General features: G+C 36.0%; 9 protein-coding genes and 1 pseudogene. 4 read left to right on the top strand and 6 right to left on the bottom strand.

Annotated elements, in window-relative coordinates; genetic code table 11:
• A pseudogene (locus tag A9239_RS17990) lies at positions 1-866 on the top strand (IS1634 family transposase); the annotation flags it as partial.
• Between the two features lie 190 nt (positions 867-1056).
• Here the strand turns inward: A9239_RS17990 and A9239_RS03155 are convergent.
• The 4 genes from A9239_RS03155 to A9239_RS03140 all read right to left on the bottom strand — a co-directional run bounded on the left by A9239_RS03155 (position 1057) and on the right by A9239_RS03140 (position 7535).
• Positions 1057-1710 (bottom strand): HAD family hydrolase, encoded by a 654-nt coding sequence (locus A9239_RS03155; RefSeq protein WP_048118493.1) that lies wholly within the window; start codon positions 1708-1710, stop codon positions 1057-1059.
• Positions 1711-3212: 1502 nt separating this feature from the next.
• Positions 3213-4160 carry a phosphotransferase gene (locus A9239_RS03150; protein WP_048155162.1) on the bottom strand — a complete coding sequence of 316 codons (948 nt, stop codon included), beginning with the start codon at positions 4158-4160 and terminating at the stop codon, positions 3213-3215.
• Positions 4161-4844: 684 nt separating this feature from the next.
• A complete protein-coding gene (locus tag A9239_RS03145) occupies positions 4845-5570 on the bottom strand; it encodes a metallophosphoesterase (protein WP_255361894.1) in 726 nt (241 codons plus the stop codon).
• Between the two features lie 792 nt (positions 5571-6362).
• Positions 6363-7535 (bottom strand): UDP-N-acetylglucosamine--N-acetylmuramyl-(pentapeptide) pyrophosphoryl-undecaprenol N-acetylglucosamine transferase, encoded by a 1173-nt coding sequence (locus tag A9239_RS03140; RefSeq protein ID WP_048155160.1) that lies wholly within the window; start codon positions 7533-7535, stop codon positions 6363-6365.
• An 853-nt stretch (positions 7536-8388) separates the two neighbouring features.
• Here A9239_RS03140 and A9239_RS03135 point away from each other — a divergent pair.
• Complete coding sequence (locus A9239_RS03135; RefSeq protein ID WP_048155154.1) at positions 8389-10173, top strand: alkaline phosphatase; 1785 nt, start codon at positions 8389-8391, stop codon at positions 10171-10173.
• 133 nt (positions 10174-10306) lie between these two features.
• Here A9239_RS03135 and A9239_RS03130 read toward each other — a convergent pair whose 3' ends face one another.
• Complete coding sequence (locus tag A9239_RS03130) at positions 10307-11326, bottom strand: RNA-guided endonuclease TnpB family protein (RefSeq protein ID WP_230629213.1); 1020 nt, start codon at positions 11324-11326, stop codon at positions 10307-10309.
• On the opposite strand from A9239_RS03130, the gene A9239_RS20100 reads away from it, so the two are divergent.
• Together A9239_RS20100 and A9239_RS03125 are read left to right on the top strand one after the other, a co-directional pair.
• A complete protein-coding gene (locus A9239_RS20100; RefSeq protein WP_230629214.1) occupies positions 11313-11507 on the top strand; it encodes a hypothetical protein in 195 nt (64 codons plus the stop codon). The genes A9239_RS03130 and A9239_RS20100 overlap by 14 nt on opposite strands.
• A gap of 765 nt (positions 11508-12272) precedes the next feature.
• On the top strand, positions 12273-13271 hold the full coding sequence (locus A9239_RS03125; protein ID WP_080941483.1) for a PHP domain-containing protein: 999 nt from the start codon (positions 12273-12275) through the stop codon (positions 13269-13271).
• A 504-nt stretch (positions 13272-13775) separates the two neighbouring features.
• Here A9239_RS03125 and A9239_RS03120 read toward each other — a convergent pair.
• On the bottom strand, positions 13776-15614 hold the full coding sequence (locus tag A9239_RS03120; RefSeq protein ID WP_048118505.1) for a cation:proton antiporter: 1839 nt from the start codon (positions 15612-15614) through the stop codon (positions 13776-13778).
• Between the last annotated feature and the right edge of the window lie 382 nt (positions 15615-15996).

The raw sequence follows: 15996 nt of genomic DNA, 5'->3' as shown, positions 1-15996 counted from the left end.
TCGGTTTGTTAAGCTACAAATTAACTGATAATTTTAGTATCAAAGAAGCTGGCAAATGGTTAAATCAGAAAGAGATTCTGGATATCTTAAATCTTGAAAGTTTTCACGAAAGAGTTCTTTACAGAACTCTTGAGCTTTTGGGACGTAACAAAGAGGAAATTCTGTGTGATATTCTGGACTCTCTATTTTCTACTTATGGTTTTGAAGAGACGAACATAAACCTGGATTGGACGAGTATAGTTCTTCACGGGACTAAGGCCAATCTTGGTAAATTCGGATATAGCAGAGATCACAAACCTGACAAGTTGTAGAGAACAGTTGGAGTCAGTGAGTTAAAAGCTGTCATAGATAACAAAAAGCTTCCTAAGAAACGCAGAGTAAATAATGAATTTCAGAGTAAAGATTGAGATTAATTACTCTTTTAGAACTAAGCTCGAAGAGCTTAGTGACAAGGAAGTTATAGAACTATTGAAAGCTTCACTGATTAATGGGAGAGAAGGATTTTTCTGTCTGAAATCAAACAGAGATTTGACACTTGAAGATGCGTTGATAACATACAGAAAAAAGGATTTTATTGAGAAATATTCCATTCATTGAAGAACGAAATCAACATTAAACCGTTGAGAGTGTGGTCGGATGATAGCATTTATGGAGCTATCATCCTTGGCTTTATTGCTCAATTATTCATGTCGCTGATGCGATATGAATTTGAAGGGATGAAACACGTAACAAAATTCATTAAAAAAAGCTTGAAGAATTTGACACTTACAGTCAAGTTCAAGATAAATGGAGTCAAAAATTACATTTTTGCGAATTTTGATAAGATCAATAGCTTGATAGTAGCAAAAATGAATGGAATTACATAGAATATATAACAAATTTTTATAAATTTAAACAAATTGTCAAGTCCATTTGGGATAAAAAAGAAGGGAAATATTCAGTAACAATTAGTGGATACTGTCAAAGTCAGGATGTATAATTACTTATTCAAAGTCGACAGTAAGAGATTTACTGACATTTTACTTTTTGGAGTATTAGTCATGAATGTGGACAGAGTTATGCATATCTCCAGGCATCCCGGATGTGCATCGCGTTCATTCCGAGACTTTGAGGTGGATAAATATCGTTTTCTGGAGTGTCGCCGATAGAGAGCACTTCCCATGGCTCAAGCCCGAGACCGTCGAGAGCCATCTTAAAGAGCCGGGTATCAGGTTTCTTTATACAGTGGTCCGAAGACATAATTGTAAAATTAAAGCGATCATACAGACCCAGAAAGCGCAGTTCATGTTCCGTAAAAACTCTCTGGGCATTGGAAACAATGCACTTCGGTACATTTTTATATTTTTTAAGCAGACGCAGGCTCTGAGGGTAAGCTTCAAGTTTTCTTATAGATGCCGTTCTGAAGACCTTTGCTGTCTCAATTCCAAGCCAATAGGGATCTATTTCTTTAAAGGCGTTTTCGGCACAAATTTCCGCAAAGATCTCTTCTATACGAATGTCCGGGTGCTGCTGGCCTGAATTGCCTAGTCTGCCTATGATTTTCCATTTGTATTCTTCCCTGAGCCTCTCGGACTCTATCCTCACTCCCTGATAAAGCAGCCACTTGCTAACTCTTTCGTTTGTCTCTCGACTTCTTTCGTCAGTTTTGATGTCAATAAGGGTTTTGTAACAATCAAAGATTAAGCCTTTAATTTTTCCGTTTTGAAGCATGGATTTCCTCCGTTTATTTTAGACTTTATTATGAATTTTGGGTTCTCTATAGTATGGTTAATTAATCTTGATATTCCTCTTTAAGTATATAGATATTTTGGAAATACTATTATTATATGTAAATATCAATATATAGTTTTTCGTTTCTATATAGTCTTTTTGTAATTCGAAACCTAAAAATAGAAATGGTAGGGATTTAAGCTGGCTTGTTGGTTTGAAGTTCCCGAACCCTTATGAACACCTGAGTGACAAGCTATGGCATCTCATATTTCATGACTGAACTTTTCTATTACTCTGGTTTCACTATATCATGTTTTAGGTTTTATGTGGATTTTTGAGCCTCATCAATTAAGCCAGTAATCGCTTTTGCTTTATGTAAGTTCCAAGTTTGGAAATATCCGTGAAGGAAATATCCTTGAAAGTTGAACTAGATAAGAAAAAAATTAAAAAGAATTAAAAATGGAATGTAGCATATTTTGAAAAGTGAGATTAAATTGGTTATGTCTATAAATTGAAATAAAGTTTAACAAGAGAAGTTAATAGAAGTAAATCTACCTTTTTTGCCTGGATTTGAGGGCTGTCTTTCTACTTGAGTTTTCAGTAACTGTTCCATGATCATTAAACTTTTAAACTCCCATTGATCTATGTAACCCTAAAATCTAACTTGACGCTATCACATTTACTTTCACATCTACCGCGAAGCTAATTTTACCAATATAAACCTGCGTTTCATTTTGTTTTACATACACTACAAAAAATAGAAAAACCGGCCCCCTCCGTACAGGTCCCTTATTCGTAAATCATGATTGAATCAAGCCTTGCAGTACCTATCTTTGTCCAGTATTTACACACAGGACAGTATTGAGTTTCGCCGCCTTGACTTATTTTCAGGATTGAATGGCACTCAGGACAAATATTTAGACTTTTCGTAAATAAACCTCCCTGGTAAATGGATAGTTATCTGAATAGAACCTTAAATAAAGGATTTTAGAGTTCTGTAGAAACCTTCATAATTTGGGCAATACTGCAAAGTCACAGTATTCCCAAATGTACAGCCGGTTGACTTTCCTTCATTTACTGTTCTTATTAAATTTGTGAGCTGCAGGGGAAGAGATGCCTGCAGCCCATAGAGATCTGGTTGAAGGTACTAGAAACCTTTCAAGATATAAATAGAATAAATTTATTATATATTTTTTGGATATATACAATATAGTAATAAACTGTACTAACTAGTTGTAAAGTACGTGTTCCTTATCACAAAGAATTTTCTCACTTGAAATATAAGCTCAAGCACATTCGGCGTTATGAACTACTTTTTACTTTAGACAGTTGAAGGTTTAATGCTATTGATTTCCCAGCTCAACCGTCTAAGTCTATCAAATACAAGATACAGAAATTACCTCTTAGAAAAAAGGAGATATTTTGGAGCAATAAATTGAAAAAAAAGAAATAATGAATTTGAAATGCTATATCCTTTAGCATATCCTCAGAATAAACTCATTTTAACCTTTATTAATCGCTTTTAAACACTTACGTGCTTCTTTTATTAGATAATTTCTGTGGCTGCCTCGATGAATGCGCGCTGAACGAAGTAGACCTATACTCATGAAAAAAGGCAAAACTTTGGTAATATAGGTAAAGTCCTTTTCATCATTGCTATATTCCCAGAGGAAGTTTCCTATGTATGGTTCGGCTTTCCAGCTTCCTCCTTTATACCATTTGAATTCGTTCTTAAGTTCTGCAGTGAGAATTCCCAGGTCTCTTACAGGATGAGCATGCGACCAGGAGCTTTCAAAATCAATTGCATAAGGCTTACCTTCATAAAATATATAATTGGAAGGATTGACATCCCTGTGAACCATACAGCCGCATTCCCTATCGAGCCACGAACTGTACCACCATTTTCCAAGCAGTTTATTAAAAGTCTTTCTGGTATCATGATCTAGTTTCAGATGGCCCAGAACCTCATGATAATTTTTAAATTCGTTTTCCTTATTGTAAGAGGACGTTGTATTATCGTGAAGCCGGCGAAGCATATGTGCAATGGCAGTAAGCCGTTCATCGAGTTTTTTTTCATGTTTTATGTACCAGCCCAAGGATTTACCTGGTATGTACTCGGTTACAAGTGCACAGTTAAATTTTTTATTTACTGCAAGCGGTTTTGCAACATTTATTATTGAAGAGGCTCTTTCCAGATTCCTATATTCCTTCATCATACCTTTATAAGCGTTATAATTTTTCAGTTGTCCTGTAGGTTCCGAAAAAAACTTTGCCACTACACTGTAATGCTGGCCCTTGAAATGATACTTGCAGACAGTATGAGAAGAATTTGATTTATAAACATCAACCAAACAATGCTTATTCTTAAGCCGATCTGTTACAACTTTCTCAACAAGCCAATCTCTGAAAGGATTTCCAGAGCTTAAAGTATTTACATATTGATATGCCACCTTATACCCACCACTTCAAAAATATATTGATTAATCTGACTTTAGTCAACAGTTATACCGTTCATATTAAAATTATTCCTATTGATAAAAGAGCAGATAGTAATTTTGAGTCTATATACTGGTATTGGATACTATTGAATTGAATTTATTTATTACTACTGGTAACTAACTATGAAAATCTAATATACTCTCGAACGTAAGCTAACTGATTGAAGACTAAAACACTCATAGCAGCTTCAAATACTACATGTAGTGATCTCCGATCTGAATATTAGAGTTTTAAAATACAAATTTGATAATAACGAATTATCCTCTCATTTTCCCCTAAAAAATTGATTTAGTTCCAGAATTGGGTGATTTTTGAAATCGCATTCATCAGTGGATTTGTTAATCAGATCGATTTCAATTACCAGATCAATAATATGTTTAGGAATAGATGAAAATGAGCAAATAATTATTTGCAAAGAAGAAAAGAGATCTGAAAAGAAGACTCATAAATTGTGCATCAATAGTAATTGCATATATTATTCCTAGTATCCAGGCAAATTCCTGGTATTCAGGCAAAAAAGGAGAAGGTGATTATAAATTTTTAAAATATTGTTTACTTTTTAAGTTATTAAGGAGAAGGAACGAGATACTTCTCAGGCACTGGACCTCATATTTTTCTAACTTTATTTTGCTTAATTATAGTATACTATCAACAACCTTCTCCTTTTCTCCTCTTGAAAAAACTCTGTAAACTTGCAGATGCCAGCGCTTGCAATCGGATTCTGGTGCATCAATCTCAATCAAATTGTAACACTGAGACATTTTTCCACGAACTTTAGAAGAACAGACAGTTCCCGCACTGATTACAAGCATGTCGTTTAATCTCCAGACCCAGGGGATGTGCCAGTGCCCGCAGAGCACAAGATTGACACCTGAGCGATCCAGGAGTTCCAGAACATCTCCAGCATCTACAAGTACATTATTTCCCCTGCCAGTTCTGGGGATCGAAATAAGATGGTGGTGAAGGGCAAAAACTTTGAAACCGTTTACTAAGAAAGCATTCTCTATCCAGTTGTAATTCTCCCTTCCGATATGCCCTTCGTCAAGTTCCGGCTGGGAAGAATCAAGCCCTAATACAGTGACCTCTCCAAAGTGCCCAGAAGTCGATCTGGTTTTGAAAAGATCCTCAAAAAAGAGGTAACCAGCGTTTCTGGAGTCATGGTTTCCTGGAACTATCACCTTGTTTTTGCATTCAATCCTATCGATGAATTTCTTTGCCCCATTATACTCGGCTGCAAGCCCGTTTTCCGTCAGGTCGCCAGTGATTACTACAATATCTGGAAAGTTCCTGTTTATGTTTTCAAGCATGGAATTTGCAATCTCAGGCACATAATATGCCTCTGAAAAATGAATGTCTGAAATATGTACTATTTTTTTAATTTCTATTCCTCTGCATTACTTATTCGCGTTTCAACGTTGAGAATAATAATTAATAGAGTTATATATAGTTATTCGATTTAGTCAATATATACAAAAGAAAAAAATAATTAATATATTAAGTATAGTTTCTATATACAAAATAAGATATCTAATCGAGTGAATTTTTCTTTGATATTCGATTTTTTTTGGCTGAACGTGTTCCGAAATAATCTGCGAGAAAACAGAAATTCATATTTGGGAATTGAGACGCAAAACGCAAGTATGTAAAGGTCTGGAAGACGTCAACTTATTAAATCATGGCCATAAAAAAAGAAAATGAAGAGATTTGAGCCCTGGCCACTGTAAAATAAGTAACATGGGATAATTAATTAAGTTCCTTGTGCAGGCATACTTTTCTGGCCTATTCGTATATTTCTAGTCTGTTAATAGGTTCTGGTCCCACGTTACTAATCAATAATACTCATTTTTTGTAGATCGATTTTTGTTTTTTCTATAACATAGTTTTATTAAGTATTATTTTTAGTATTAAAAACAATATTTTTTATTTTTCTATGTTCCTTTTGAAGATTTTGGGAAATATTATCCTCCAAATAATACCTTTTTTGCAAAAAAATCACTTAAAAATCCTGTGTTTCTAATCAGCTTAGTTTTTTGTTCTGTTCATAGTACGTAAAATAAATGGTCTGCTCCAGATCACTTTCTTTTTTGCTGCTCTTTCATTAATTTCTCTATATGTTCGCTCTTCTTTCTTTCAGAGGATGTCTACATCGAGCCCTAATTTTTCCACTTTCGATTCTTTTTCCTTTTTTCATTAAATCTTTCTTTAACCTTTTCTTCAAGAAATCTTCTTACAGTTGCAGGTCCGTTAAGTTCCTCTGCAAGTTCTCTCAATCTTCTGGTCTTTTTGTGGTATTCTTCCTTTTCCAGAATTCCTCTAATACAGGCAAGAATAGTTTCCGGCTCTGCAAGGTAGCTCATTCTCTTCCCATATCCCTCTTCTTCAATTACAGTTGCGTTATTTTCCTGTTCAATATGCTTTTCGTCCGGAAAAGAAAGCACAGGGAGTCCAAAAGAAAGGCTTTCAAGGATTGTTCCATGTCCTCCTGCAGTGATTACCAAGTCAGAGCCTTTGTAATAAGGAAAAGGATTTTCCGTAAAGCCTGTAAACTCAACATTTTCCGAGATTTTTGAAAACTGCTTGGGATTTATTTCGGGCCCTGAAATAAAGGTATAATGGATAGTATGGTCCAGTTTTGCAGCCTCAAGTATGCTCCTGAATATGGTTGCTCTGTATCCGAAAGCACCGATGGTTGAAAGGACGTTTGGGCACTGGAAGATTTTTGATTCGACTTCACTATATTTGCACCGGATGAGGGGGCCGCTGAAAAAAATGGTATTATTGATACTTTTATTAAAATTGAAGTTTTTTCTGTTTACAGAGTATGGAAGAGGAAAATCAGGCACAATAATGCCATCTACGCTTCTGAATATATAATTGTAAAAACTCTTAACTAGTTTTCCTGCTACTGTTACTAGAAAATCCTGGTTCTGAAAAAACTCCACCATATTGAACTGGTGGCCAATAAAATACACAGGAATCTTTTTTGTCTGCGCAGCAAGGATGCCTGTATAGTAACCATCCGAAAGTACAATATCAGGTTTGAGATCCTCAATCAACCTTAAAAGCTTTCTGAACCCTGAAATGGAAATACTCTTGAAGGTTTCTTTAATAGATTTTTTGACATCAAAAATTCCGGATTCTCCAGCTAGCCTTATTTCAGGAGGGATCTCATATGCCTGATACCCTGTTTTTTCTACTAGCTTTTTTGAGTACCCATATGCCCCAAAGTATACCTCGTGCCTGGCAGTCAGAAACTCTTTTCCCAAAGCAAGGCAGCGACTTGTGTGGCCAAGCCCTTCTCCACACATGAAAAGTAAAACTTTCATTTTATTTCAATCCCAGTATATACCTTTCTTCCATTACTCTAAACCATTATCTGTGAACTTAATATTTTCAAAAACAATTTGCGTAAACATAATCTATTCTGCACGAATCAGTTGTATATTTTCAAAAATAGAATGAAGAGATTTAGAGGCAAAATCCAATTTAAAAGAGAGTATCACAGGAAATTTGGGTTTAATAGATGTTAACATGTTTTCTGGTCTATTTGTAGTATGTTCTGGTCCCACGCTACTAAGTAATAACGCTCATTTCTTATATATTTTTTTATATTCTATATAATTATTGAGCTAGATATTAATATATTACTCAAAAATAGATATATTTACCAAAAATTTATTTACCAAAAATTTATGTGCCAAAAATTTATGTGCCAAAATCTTTGCCTCTGAATAGAAAATATCTTTAAGCAACCATCTAATGTTCTACAAAAGCTGCCTCCGCAGAGAATCTCAGTTTCTGGTTTTTGGTTTGAAAGTAATGTGATCAACAGGATGATGTCTGGAATTTAACCCATTTTTCAGATTATGTTGTCTATTCTGAATTTTTTAATTTTAGTAGGAAGTTTATTTAGACTGTAGTATTGTCCTTTTGTATACAGTTTATGGAAAACTATCAAGTATATAAATGAGTATATATCCTAAATATTTTAATAAATAGCTGATACCGCAAAATAGAGTTACATAGCCATTTTTCACAAATATTGAGTATGAATCTGCATATATTCTATATGTGAAAGATTCAAATACAGCTGGCTTCTTTTTTAAAATTGGGATTTGTATTTTTTATATTGTGTTAAATCATAAATTTAAAAATTATTCCCAATGTTGAGGTAATTTTATGGAGACTAAGGAAACCGATACTTTAGTAATTATTTCAATAATAGGACTTTTGCTGCTGGGAAATATTGGTTCTGCAGCAGCTGCACAATTTGGTTCGAATTCTAGCGTTAATTTCACGAACTCTACTAACTGCAAATTTCCTATAACGCCGGAAGCTAAAATAAAGAACGTGATCGTCCTGATTCCTGATGGTTGTTCCCAAAGTGTGGAGACTTTAGCTCGCTGGTATAGCGGAAAGCCTCTTGAGCTTGATAATATGGTAACTGGAACAGTATCTACTTATAGTACGGACTCAGTCATCACTGATTCTTCTTCAGCCGCAACAGCATTTGCTGCGGGATATAAAACTACTAACGGTTTTTTAAGCGTAGGGCCAAGTAATAGTTCTGTTTTAAGTACACTGGAAATCCCACCTGAAGAACTACAATACAGACCGCTTGCAACAGTGCTTGAAGGTTCAAAACTCGAAGGCAAATCTACAGGACTTGTAGCAACCTCCCGCGTAAGCCATGCCACACCTGCAGCTTTTGCTGCTCATGTTGATAACAGAGATAATGAAACCGAAATCATGAAACAGATGGTTTATGAAAACGTTGATGTGGTTTTTGGTGGCGGTTCAAGTTATCTCATACCTGTAGCTGAAGGAGGAAAGAGGACAGATGGAGAAAACCTGACAAAAGTACTTCTTGACAGAGACTACCAGTATGTTGACAGCAGAGACGAAATGATGAACCTTACAACTGGGAGAGCCTGGGGTCTTTTTGCCAGTAGCCACATGATGCCGGATATAGATCGTTCTTCACTTGCACCTGAACAGCCTTCTCTTGCAGAAATGACCAATAAGTCCATCGAACTGTTATCTCAGGATAAAAATGGCTTTTTCCTGATGGTTGAAGGCAGCCAGGTTGACTGGGCAGACCACGCCAATGACCCTAACTATGCTGTAACCGATTTCCTGGCTTTTGATAAAGCTGTTAAGGCTGCAGTTAATTTTGCTAAAAAAGACGGGCATACTCTGGTTCTAGCTTTTCCGGATCATAATACAGGCGGCATGACCATTGGCAGCTACTCTGACCCCAATTATACATCCACAACCGTAGAAGATGTCATTGCACCTCTCAAAGGTATGAAACTCAGTTCCACAGGTCTTGAGACAGAAATAGGGACAGATCTTTCATCCGAAAATATCAAAAAACAGCTAAAAACCTGGTGGGGAATTGATGCTACTGATGAGGACATAGCTGAAATTCTTAAGCTCTACAACGATGGAAAAGGCCTCTCACTTGACTATGCAATTAGCGAGGTAATCAGCCGCAATCACACAGTAATTGGCTGGACTACTCACGGACATTCTGGAGATGATGTCCCTCTGTGGGCTTATGGTCCTGACGATCTAACAGGCCATGTTGATAATACAGAAATTGCAGGACACATAGCTAAAGAACTCGGATTTGACCTTAACAAGACTAACTCGCAACTCTTTATTGATGTGGATAAGATTTTCTCCAAAGATAACGGAGATGGAAAACTGGATAAAAATGAATACTTGCTAAATATGACGAATTCCTCAAACCCTGTGCTGGAAATTGGAGATGCCAAACTGCCAGTGGACACGAATATTCTTATCAAGAATGGTGTAGCGCATGAGTTAGAAGGAATAGTCGTCTATGCTCCAGCAACTGGTAAAGTCTATATTCCCTGTGAAGCACTTTCACTTGTAAATGGAACAAAAATTAATGAGACAAAAATTAATGAGACTCGAAAAGCAGCCGAAACTGCCTGAAAATGTGAGTTAATTGACAGGGATTATTTCCCTTTTATTATTTTTTATGTTCCCGTAAGTTTTTTTATACCTTAGGAAGTTGTTAACATGCTTTCATATGTATACATTACAAAAAAGAAGTCTGTAACAGGTCTTAATTTAAAAACTGACATACTTCCCACGCAAACTGTGGAGAAGTTTTTTTTCTGGTTGTACGTTTACTGAAGATGGTACGGTCCAGGACCCGTCGAGGGGTGTCAGTGCTCCCTTTCCCTGCATCTCTTTCTGCAGAGAATTGACCGCTGCCTTTTGGCGTCAACGCTATATTAAAGGCGGCGTTGACATCGGCATGGTCAACGTGTCCGCAGTGTGGACACTCAAATTGCTTACTATGTCGGTTGCCTATATGTCCGCAGCGGCTGCATTTTTTGCTAGTCGCATGGGGATCGATATAAACTACCTCTACTCCTCGCAGCCTGGCTTTGTATTCAATAAACTGCTGAAGTTGCTGAAAAGACCAGCTGTTCAGGGAGTATTCACTTGACCAGGATTGTTTTTCAGATGTACTTTTACTTTTGAGAGAGTTTTTGCTAATTTCTTTACTTATATTTTTGTCTCTATTTTTTTCCCTTTTTCTGTTTTTACTTTTATTTTTCTCGTCTTTTCCTGCATCTCCAATCTTGCTATTGAGTTTTCGTATTCCTTTAAGGTTTTCCAGTTTGATCCCGCATCCGTTGTACAGGGCGACATCCACAATCTTTCGGCTGATTTTATGGTTCAAGTCCTTTACAATATTTTTTTCCCTAATTTCTACAGCTTTTAATTCTTTACTTCTGCCCATATTATAGAGCCGTTTTTTTATGTTTTCATATTTTTTATGCGTATGGTATCGCATTTTTCCTAACTTCCAGATTTTTCCGGATTCAGGATCCGCTACAACTGCAATATGTCCTTTAGTGTTGCGATCAACTCCTATATAGTGCTCTGAATTTTTGAGCTCGTCGTCCGGGAAGACAACTGCTACATAAGCATAGATGTTATCGATTTCTATCTGGGAAATTTTTGAAAAGTTGTTGGAAAAATGATAGTTCAGCAGAAGTTTCAAACAGGGAATTGTAATGGTTTGCTCCTCCCTGTCAATACGAACCGCCCGCGAAGGAATGATCAATTTCACATTCTTTGCAGATCTGAAGTTCTGGTTTCGGGAATATTTTTTGATAATCTGGCCGGAAATAACTGACTTCAAGCCTATATGCTTTACATTCCTCGATGAAAGATGTCCAGATACCGGAAGTGAATTGGGCGCAGACAGAGAACCGAGAGAACGAGCAGAAGAAATAATCGAAAAGTCCTGAGAAAACTCAGAAAAAGTAGATAACGAGGGTGAAGGGGAAGAAGGAAGAGAAGAAATAGATTTTTGTATTGGAGGCGAGTTAAGGCTTCGGTTTTGAGTCTGATGTTTAATACAGAACTCAGCAACCTTTCGAGCCTTTCGGAGTTCCTCTGAAAAATTTTGATTGTGCTTGATTTTATAGGTCAGTAGCATCCAGGTTATTGCTCCGCGGTCAGTATCCAGTATATTTTTAGCTAATATAAGTATTTTTAAGCTAATATAAATATTAATGAATAAAACTATAAGTTATACTCAATTTCTATATATAATTAGAATAAAGATATTTAAACATTTTGCCAGAGTACATGAAGAGATTTTTCTGCAGCAATAAGGCGTCAAGAATTAGTTTTAAAAGCAAGACCCGAACCTGTGGAAAACTTATATTTAGAGTTCATTCCAAAAGCTATTTTATTTTTGAACGTTAACTCGAAATTGTCAAGATATTATAGTAAATGGACCGCATAATCACGATTTGTTTCATATAATCACGATTATTTATTATTTCTTTATTATTTTTCCTTTTTATATATAAATTTTTTCGATTTTATACTTATAATATTTACTTGTATTAATGCTCAATATACCCCTCATGAAATATATATAATAAATAAAAAAATAAATTTTTTAGCAAAATATCTATATAGCCTTTTTGCATTCTTTTAATTGAATAGGATTCTTGAACTTTTACACTAAAAGGAATTTCTGAATAAAATGGTCGTGCTTGTTTATGCAAGGAAAAACCGGAAACGATGCTAAAACAACTGTAAGCGCTGAAGTTGCAGAAACTCTTCTTCAGGAAGGATGGAAGAAAGTGGATCTGCATGTACATTCTTCCTGTTCCTATGATGTTCCTTCCGTGCAGGCAATGCATCCTGCAGTTCTTTTTGAAAACGCAAGGTCGCAAGGACTTGATTTTGTTACTTTTACCGACCATGATACTGTCAAAGCTTACGATCTGCTTGGTTGGGATAAAGAAGGACTGGTTCCAGGAGTTGAGATCTCAATTAGTGATCCTGAACATATAGGACATACCCTACACATTAATGTTTTTAAATTTGATTCGGAAGAATTTAAGGAACTTGAGTTGATTGCAAATCAGGAATGCGATTTTAAAAGCTTTATCCGCTATCTAAGGACTCACGATCTCCCCCATATGTATAACCATCCCTTTCAGTTTGTAGGCGGAGAACAACCTAATCTGTGGGCTGTACCTGAACTTATAAAGCAATTTCCCGTTGTTGAATATAACATGCAGAACTTAACGGAAAAAAACCTTATGGTTGCAACACTAGCCAGAAAATACGGAAAAGGGATTGCTGCGACTACAGATAGTCATACAGGAGGTATGGGAGCTGTTTATACCCTTGCAAAAGGTGAAACTTTCAGGGAATTTTTTGAAAATATTAAAAAAGGAAGTTCTTATATTGTAGTTGAAGGAGGAACCAGGCAACATCTTACAAAAGAATGGAGTTCCTGGATTGAGCTTATTTTTTCCATGGATCAACAGTTAAGAGAAGATTATAATTTCACTACGAATGTCTGGAGCTTTGACAGAGTAATTAGTTTGTTTGCAAATGAGAAAATCAGAGAATTTCCCCGAATTAACAGCCTGGCAATGAAGCTCTTCCAGAATTTTTCCAGATCAGGGCTCCCTGCTTATATATACGTAAAGACTGAAAAACCTCTGGTTTCCAGAATAGAAGAAATCTTGAATCAGATAGCATGAATTATTTAGTACCTTAACTCTGCCGCATATAAGGGGTAAGTTTTTCCACAACCAATGCATTTGATCTTGTTTTTAATAAGAACTTAGAAATGCAGTACTTTGCTAAAAATTCCTCCCTTATTTATTTCTTCATTCGTATACCTTAGACATCAATCTCGCTAATGTGCAAAAGATAATGTCCTTCATTAAAAAATGTAATGTTTTCCATAAAATTGATTTTTCCCATTCTGCGCGAACACCATTAATTGGAGAACAAGACAAAAATAATAGAGCTTTAGATATATAAGGAAAAGAAATTAGAAGTTTGAGGAGGTATGTGTTTTTTCGTTTACTACTGTTTACTATCTTCTGCTATGTTATCCTGTTTATTTACACTTACTTTATTAGCATGAAAATGCTGTTATCTGAAAGCGCTTCCATTGTTTGTGCATGTTATTCAAAGAATATCATATTCGTTTATGAATTAATTTGCAATTTTATAATATGTTCGAATCTCGCTTAAACTTATCTAAACAGCATATCAGCAATACTCTTACCTGAACTCTTCTCAGCAATAATCGTTGCAATATCGTTATATTCAAGTATCAAATTGCTATGTGCGATAAGTGATTCACTTCCCCGTTGTATCATAACCATGAGGCTTTTTTCTGGAAAATTAATTTCCTTTATCGCCTTTCCCACAACCTTTGGATTGGTAACCCTGACTTCCATAATATTCCCTTTGTTTCCGATTTCACACATAGAAAACAGGTTATTCCCACCAATCATATTTTCCATGACCGCAGCAGTTGTCATTGTAGTGCTCATCGCCCGAATTCCGAGATCCCAGAATGCCGGAAGATTTTCTACGTAATTTACCCTAACAATTAATTGTTCTCCCTTAAATCCAAACTTTGCCTTTGCAATCTGGCAAAAAAGAAGATTCGCATCATCCTTTTTTGTAGTTACAACTACATATTTGGCATTTTCAATCCCGGCTTTTTTCAGAACGCTTATATCTGCTGCATTACCCTGAACAGTCCTGATCCCTAATTCCCTGCATTTGTTGCATTCCTCCTCCGAGATGTCTATAACTGACACATTTTCTCCTCTGTTATCAAACCTTTCGGCAAGGATACGGCCTATTTTTCCTCCTCCAATAATCAAAATTTCCATAGGAATTATCTCCAGTATCTGAGCTACTTTTTTTGACATACTACCTGTCAGGAAAACAGTAATAATAACGGTCAGGAAGACCAGTCCTACAATAGTTTGGCCTCCTGCAATTCCCATTTCATCCAGTTTGATTGCAAAATAAGTTGCGATCGAAGTAGGAACTACTCCCCTTGGTCCCACAAAAGATATGAACATTTTTTCTTTAGTACTTATTTTTGAACTCCGCATCGAGATAAATACAGCTACAGGACGGACAAATAGTGCTATAAGCAAGACAAGGGCAATCCCTTTTAGCCCGATCTCCATGATGTACCAGAACTTGAGCATTGCAGCAAGCAAGATGAAGATCAGAGAGATCATTAAAACCGCTAGGTTGTTATTGAATTCTTCTATCATCTTCTTCTGGGGAAATTCGGTAGATCCCATAATAATCCCAAAGACAGCCACTGCAAGAATCCCCGACTCATTGCCTATAGTTTCTGACAATACATAGCAAGCAAAGATAAAAGTGAGAGTGAACAACCTTGCAGGCTGTTTGCTAATGGATATACCTCTGGTAAAAAACCAGCGTAGAATAAACCCACATAAGCTCCCTATAATTAACCCCATCCCAACTCGTTGCAGCATAAAAAGTACTGCACCAGTTCCGGAAATCTCAGCTGTAATCCATTCAAAAACCAGTGCAGTTAGAATTACACTTACAGCATCGTTTAAGACACTCTCAAATTCCAGAATTTTGGCAACCCTATGGCAAATCCCGATGTTCCTGATTATTGGACCAACAACACTAGGACCAGTTGCAGTAACAAGAGCGCCAAAAAGAGCAGCAATCGGGAGAGAGATATTTATAAGAAGATGTGTCAGTATGGTTATCCCAATAAAAGTGATAAAAACTCCTAATGTACTTAATTTAATAACACTTTTTTTAACCCCTCTCATGTGCTTCCAGTCGATCTGGAATCCTCCGTCAAAGACAATCACAGACACGCAGATCGAAACAATAGCACTTAGCACATCAGAGTAAAGAGCCGGGTTTAATAGGTTTAGAACCTCGGGTCCTACTATTATTCCTTCAATAAACAGAAAGATTATAAAAGGTATCTGAGAATAGTGGGTAAGGACCTGTGCCAGCATGGATAGAACGAGCAAGGCAACAATTATTTCCATTAAAAATATAGGTTCGATCATTTAGGGCTTCCCTACTAATAAATAAACGTTTTAATTAAAATATTTAATGTGAATTGAATTGTTGAATTATGAAAAGTTCAAGGCATACATCTTAAGATATCGTACCTAAGATCTCGTACCCGCGATCAGCCAGAGTTCAGGTCCAAAAAAATTTTGACAAAAAATTTTGACAATTCATGAGATTAAAACTCATGAGATTAACACTAAAGTTAAATCCTGAGCAGTAGAAGATATTTTTCAGCAATGTGCTTATTTTTCGGTATAATTTGCTCTGTACCCCTTAGTATTCTTTTTTGATTATTATTCCATTACTAGCTCCATTAGTATATACATTTTTCCAGTAAAAGTGAAAGCACTTTATGGTACAAAATTAGATGAAGAA

The organism is Methanosarcina sp. A14, from assembly GCF_001729375.1.
In the GTDB taxonomy this organism is placed as follows: Archaea; Halobacteriota; Methanosarcinia; order Methanosarcinales; family Methanosarcinaceae; genus Methanosarcina; species Methanosarcina barkeri.
The sequence above is the reverse complement of the archived record's forward strand: the minus strand, read 5'-3'. Positions and strand labels throughout refer to the sequence as shown.

Excerpts from the sequence above, each read along its gene's own strand:
- A9239_RS03135 (WP_048155154.1), top strand. The coding sequence starts at position 8,389 with ATGGAGACTAAGGAAACCGATACTTTAGTAATTATTTCAATAATAGGA.
- A9239_RS03125 (WP_080941483.1), top strand. The coding sequence starts at position 12,273 with ATGCAAGGAAAAACCGGAAACGATGCTAAAACAACTGTAAGCGCTGAA.
- A9239_RS20100 (WP_230629214.1), top strand. The coding sequence starts at position 11,313 with ATGATCAATTTCACATTCTTTGCAGATCTGAAGTTCTGGTTTCGGGAA.
- A9239_RS03140 (WP_048155160.1), bottom strand. The coding sequence starts at position 7,535 with ATGAAAGTTTTACTTTTCATGTGTGGAGAAGGGCTTGGCCACACAAGT.
- A9239_RS03120 (WP_048118505.1), bottom strand. The coding sequence starts at position 15,614 with ATGATCGAACCTATATTTTTAATGGAAATAATTGTTGCCTTGCTCGTT.
- A9239_RS03155 (WP_048118493.1), bottom strand. The coding sequence starts at position 1,710 with ATGCTTCAAAACGGAAAAATTAAAGGCTTAATCTTTGATTGTTACAAA.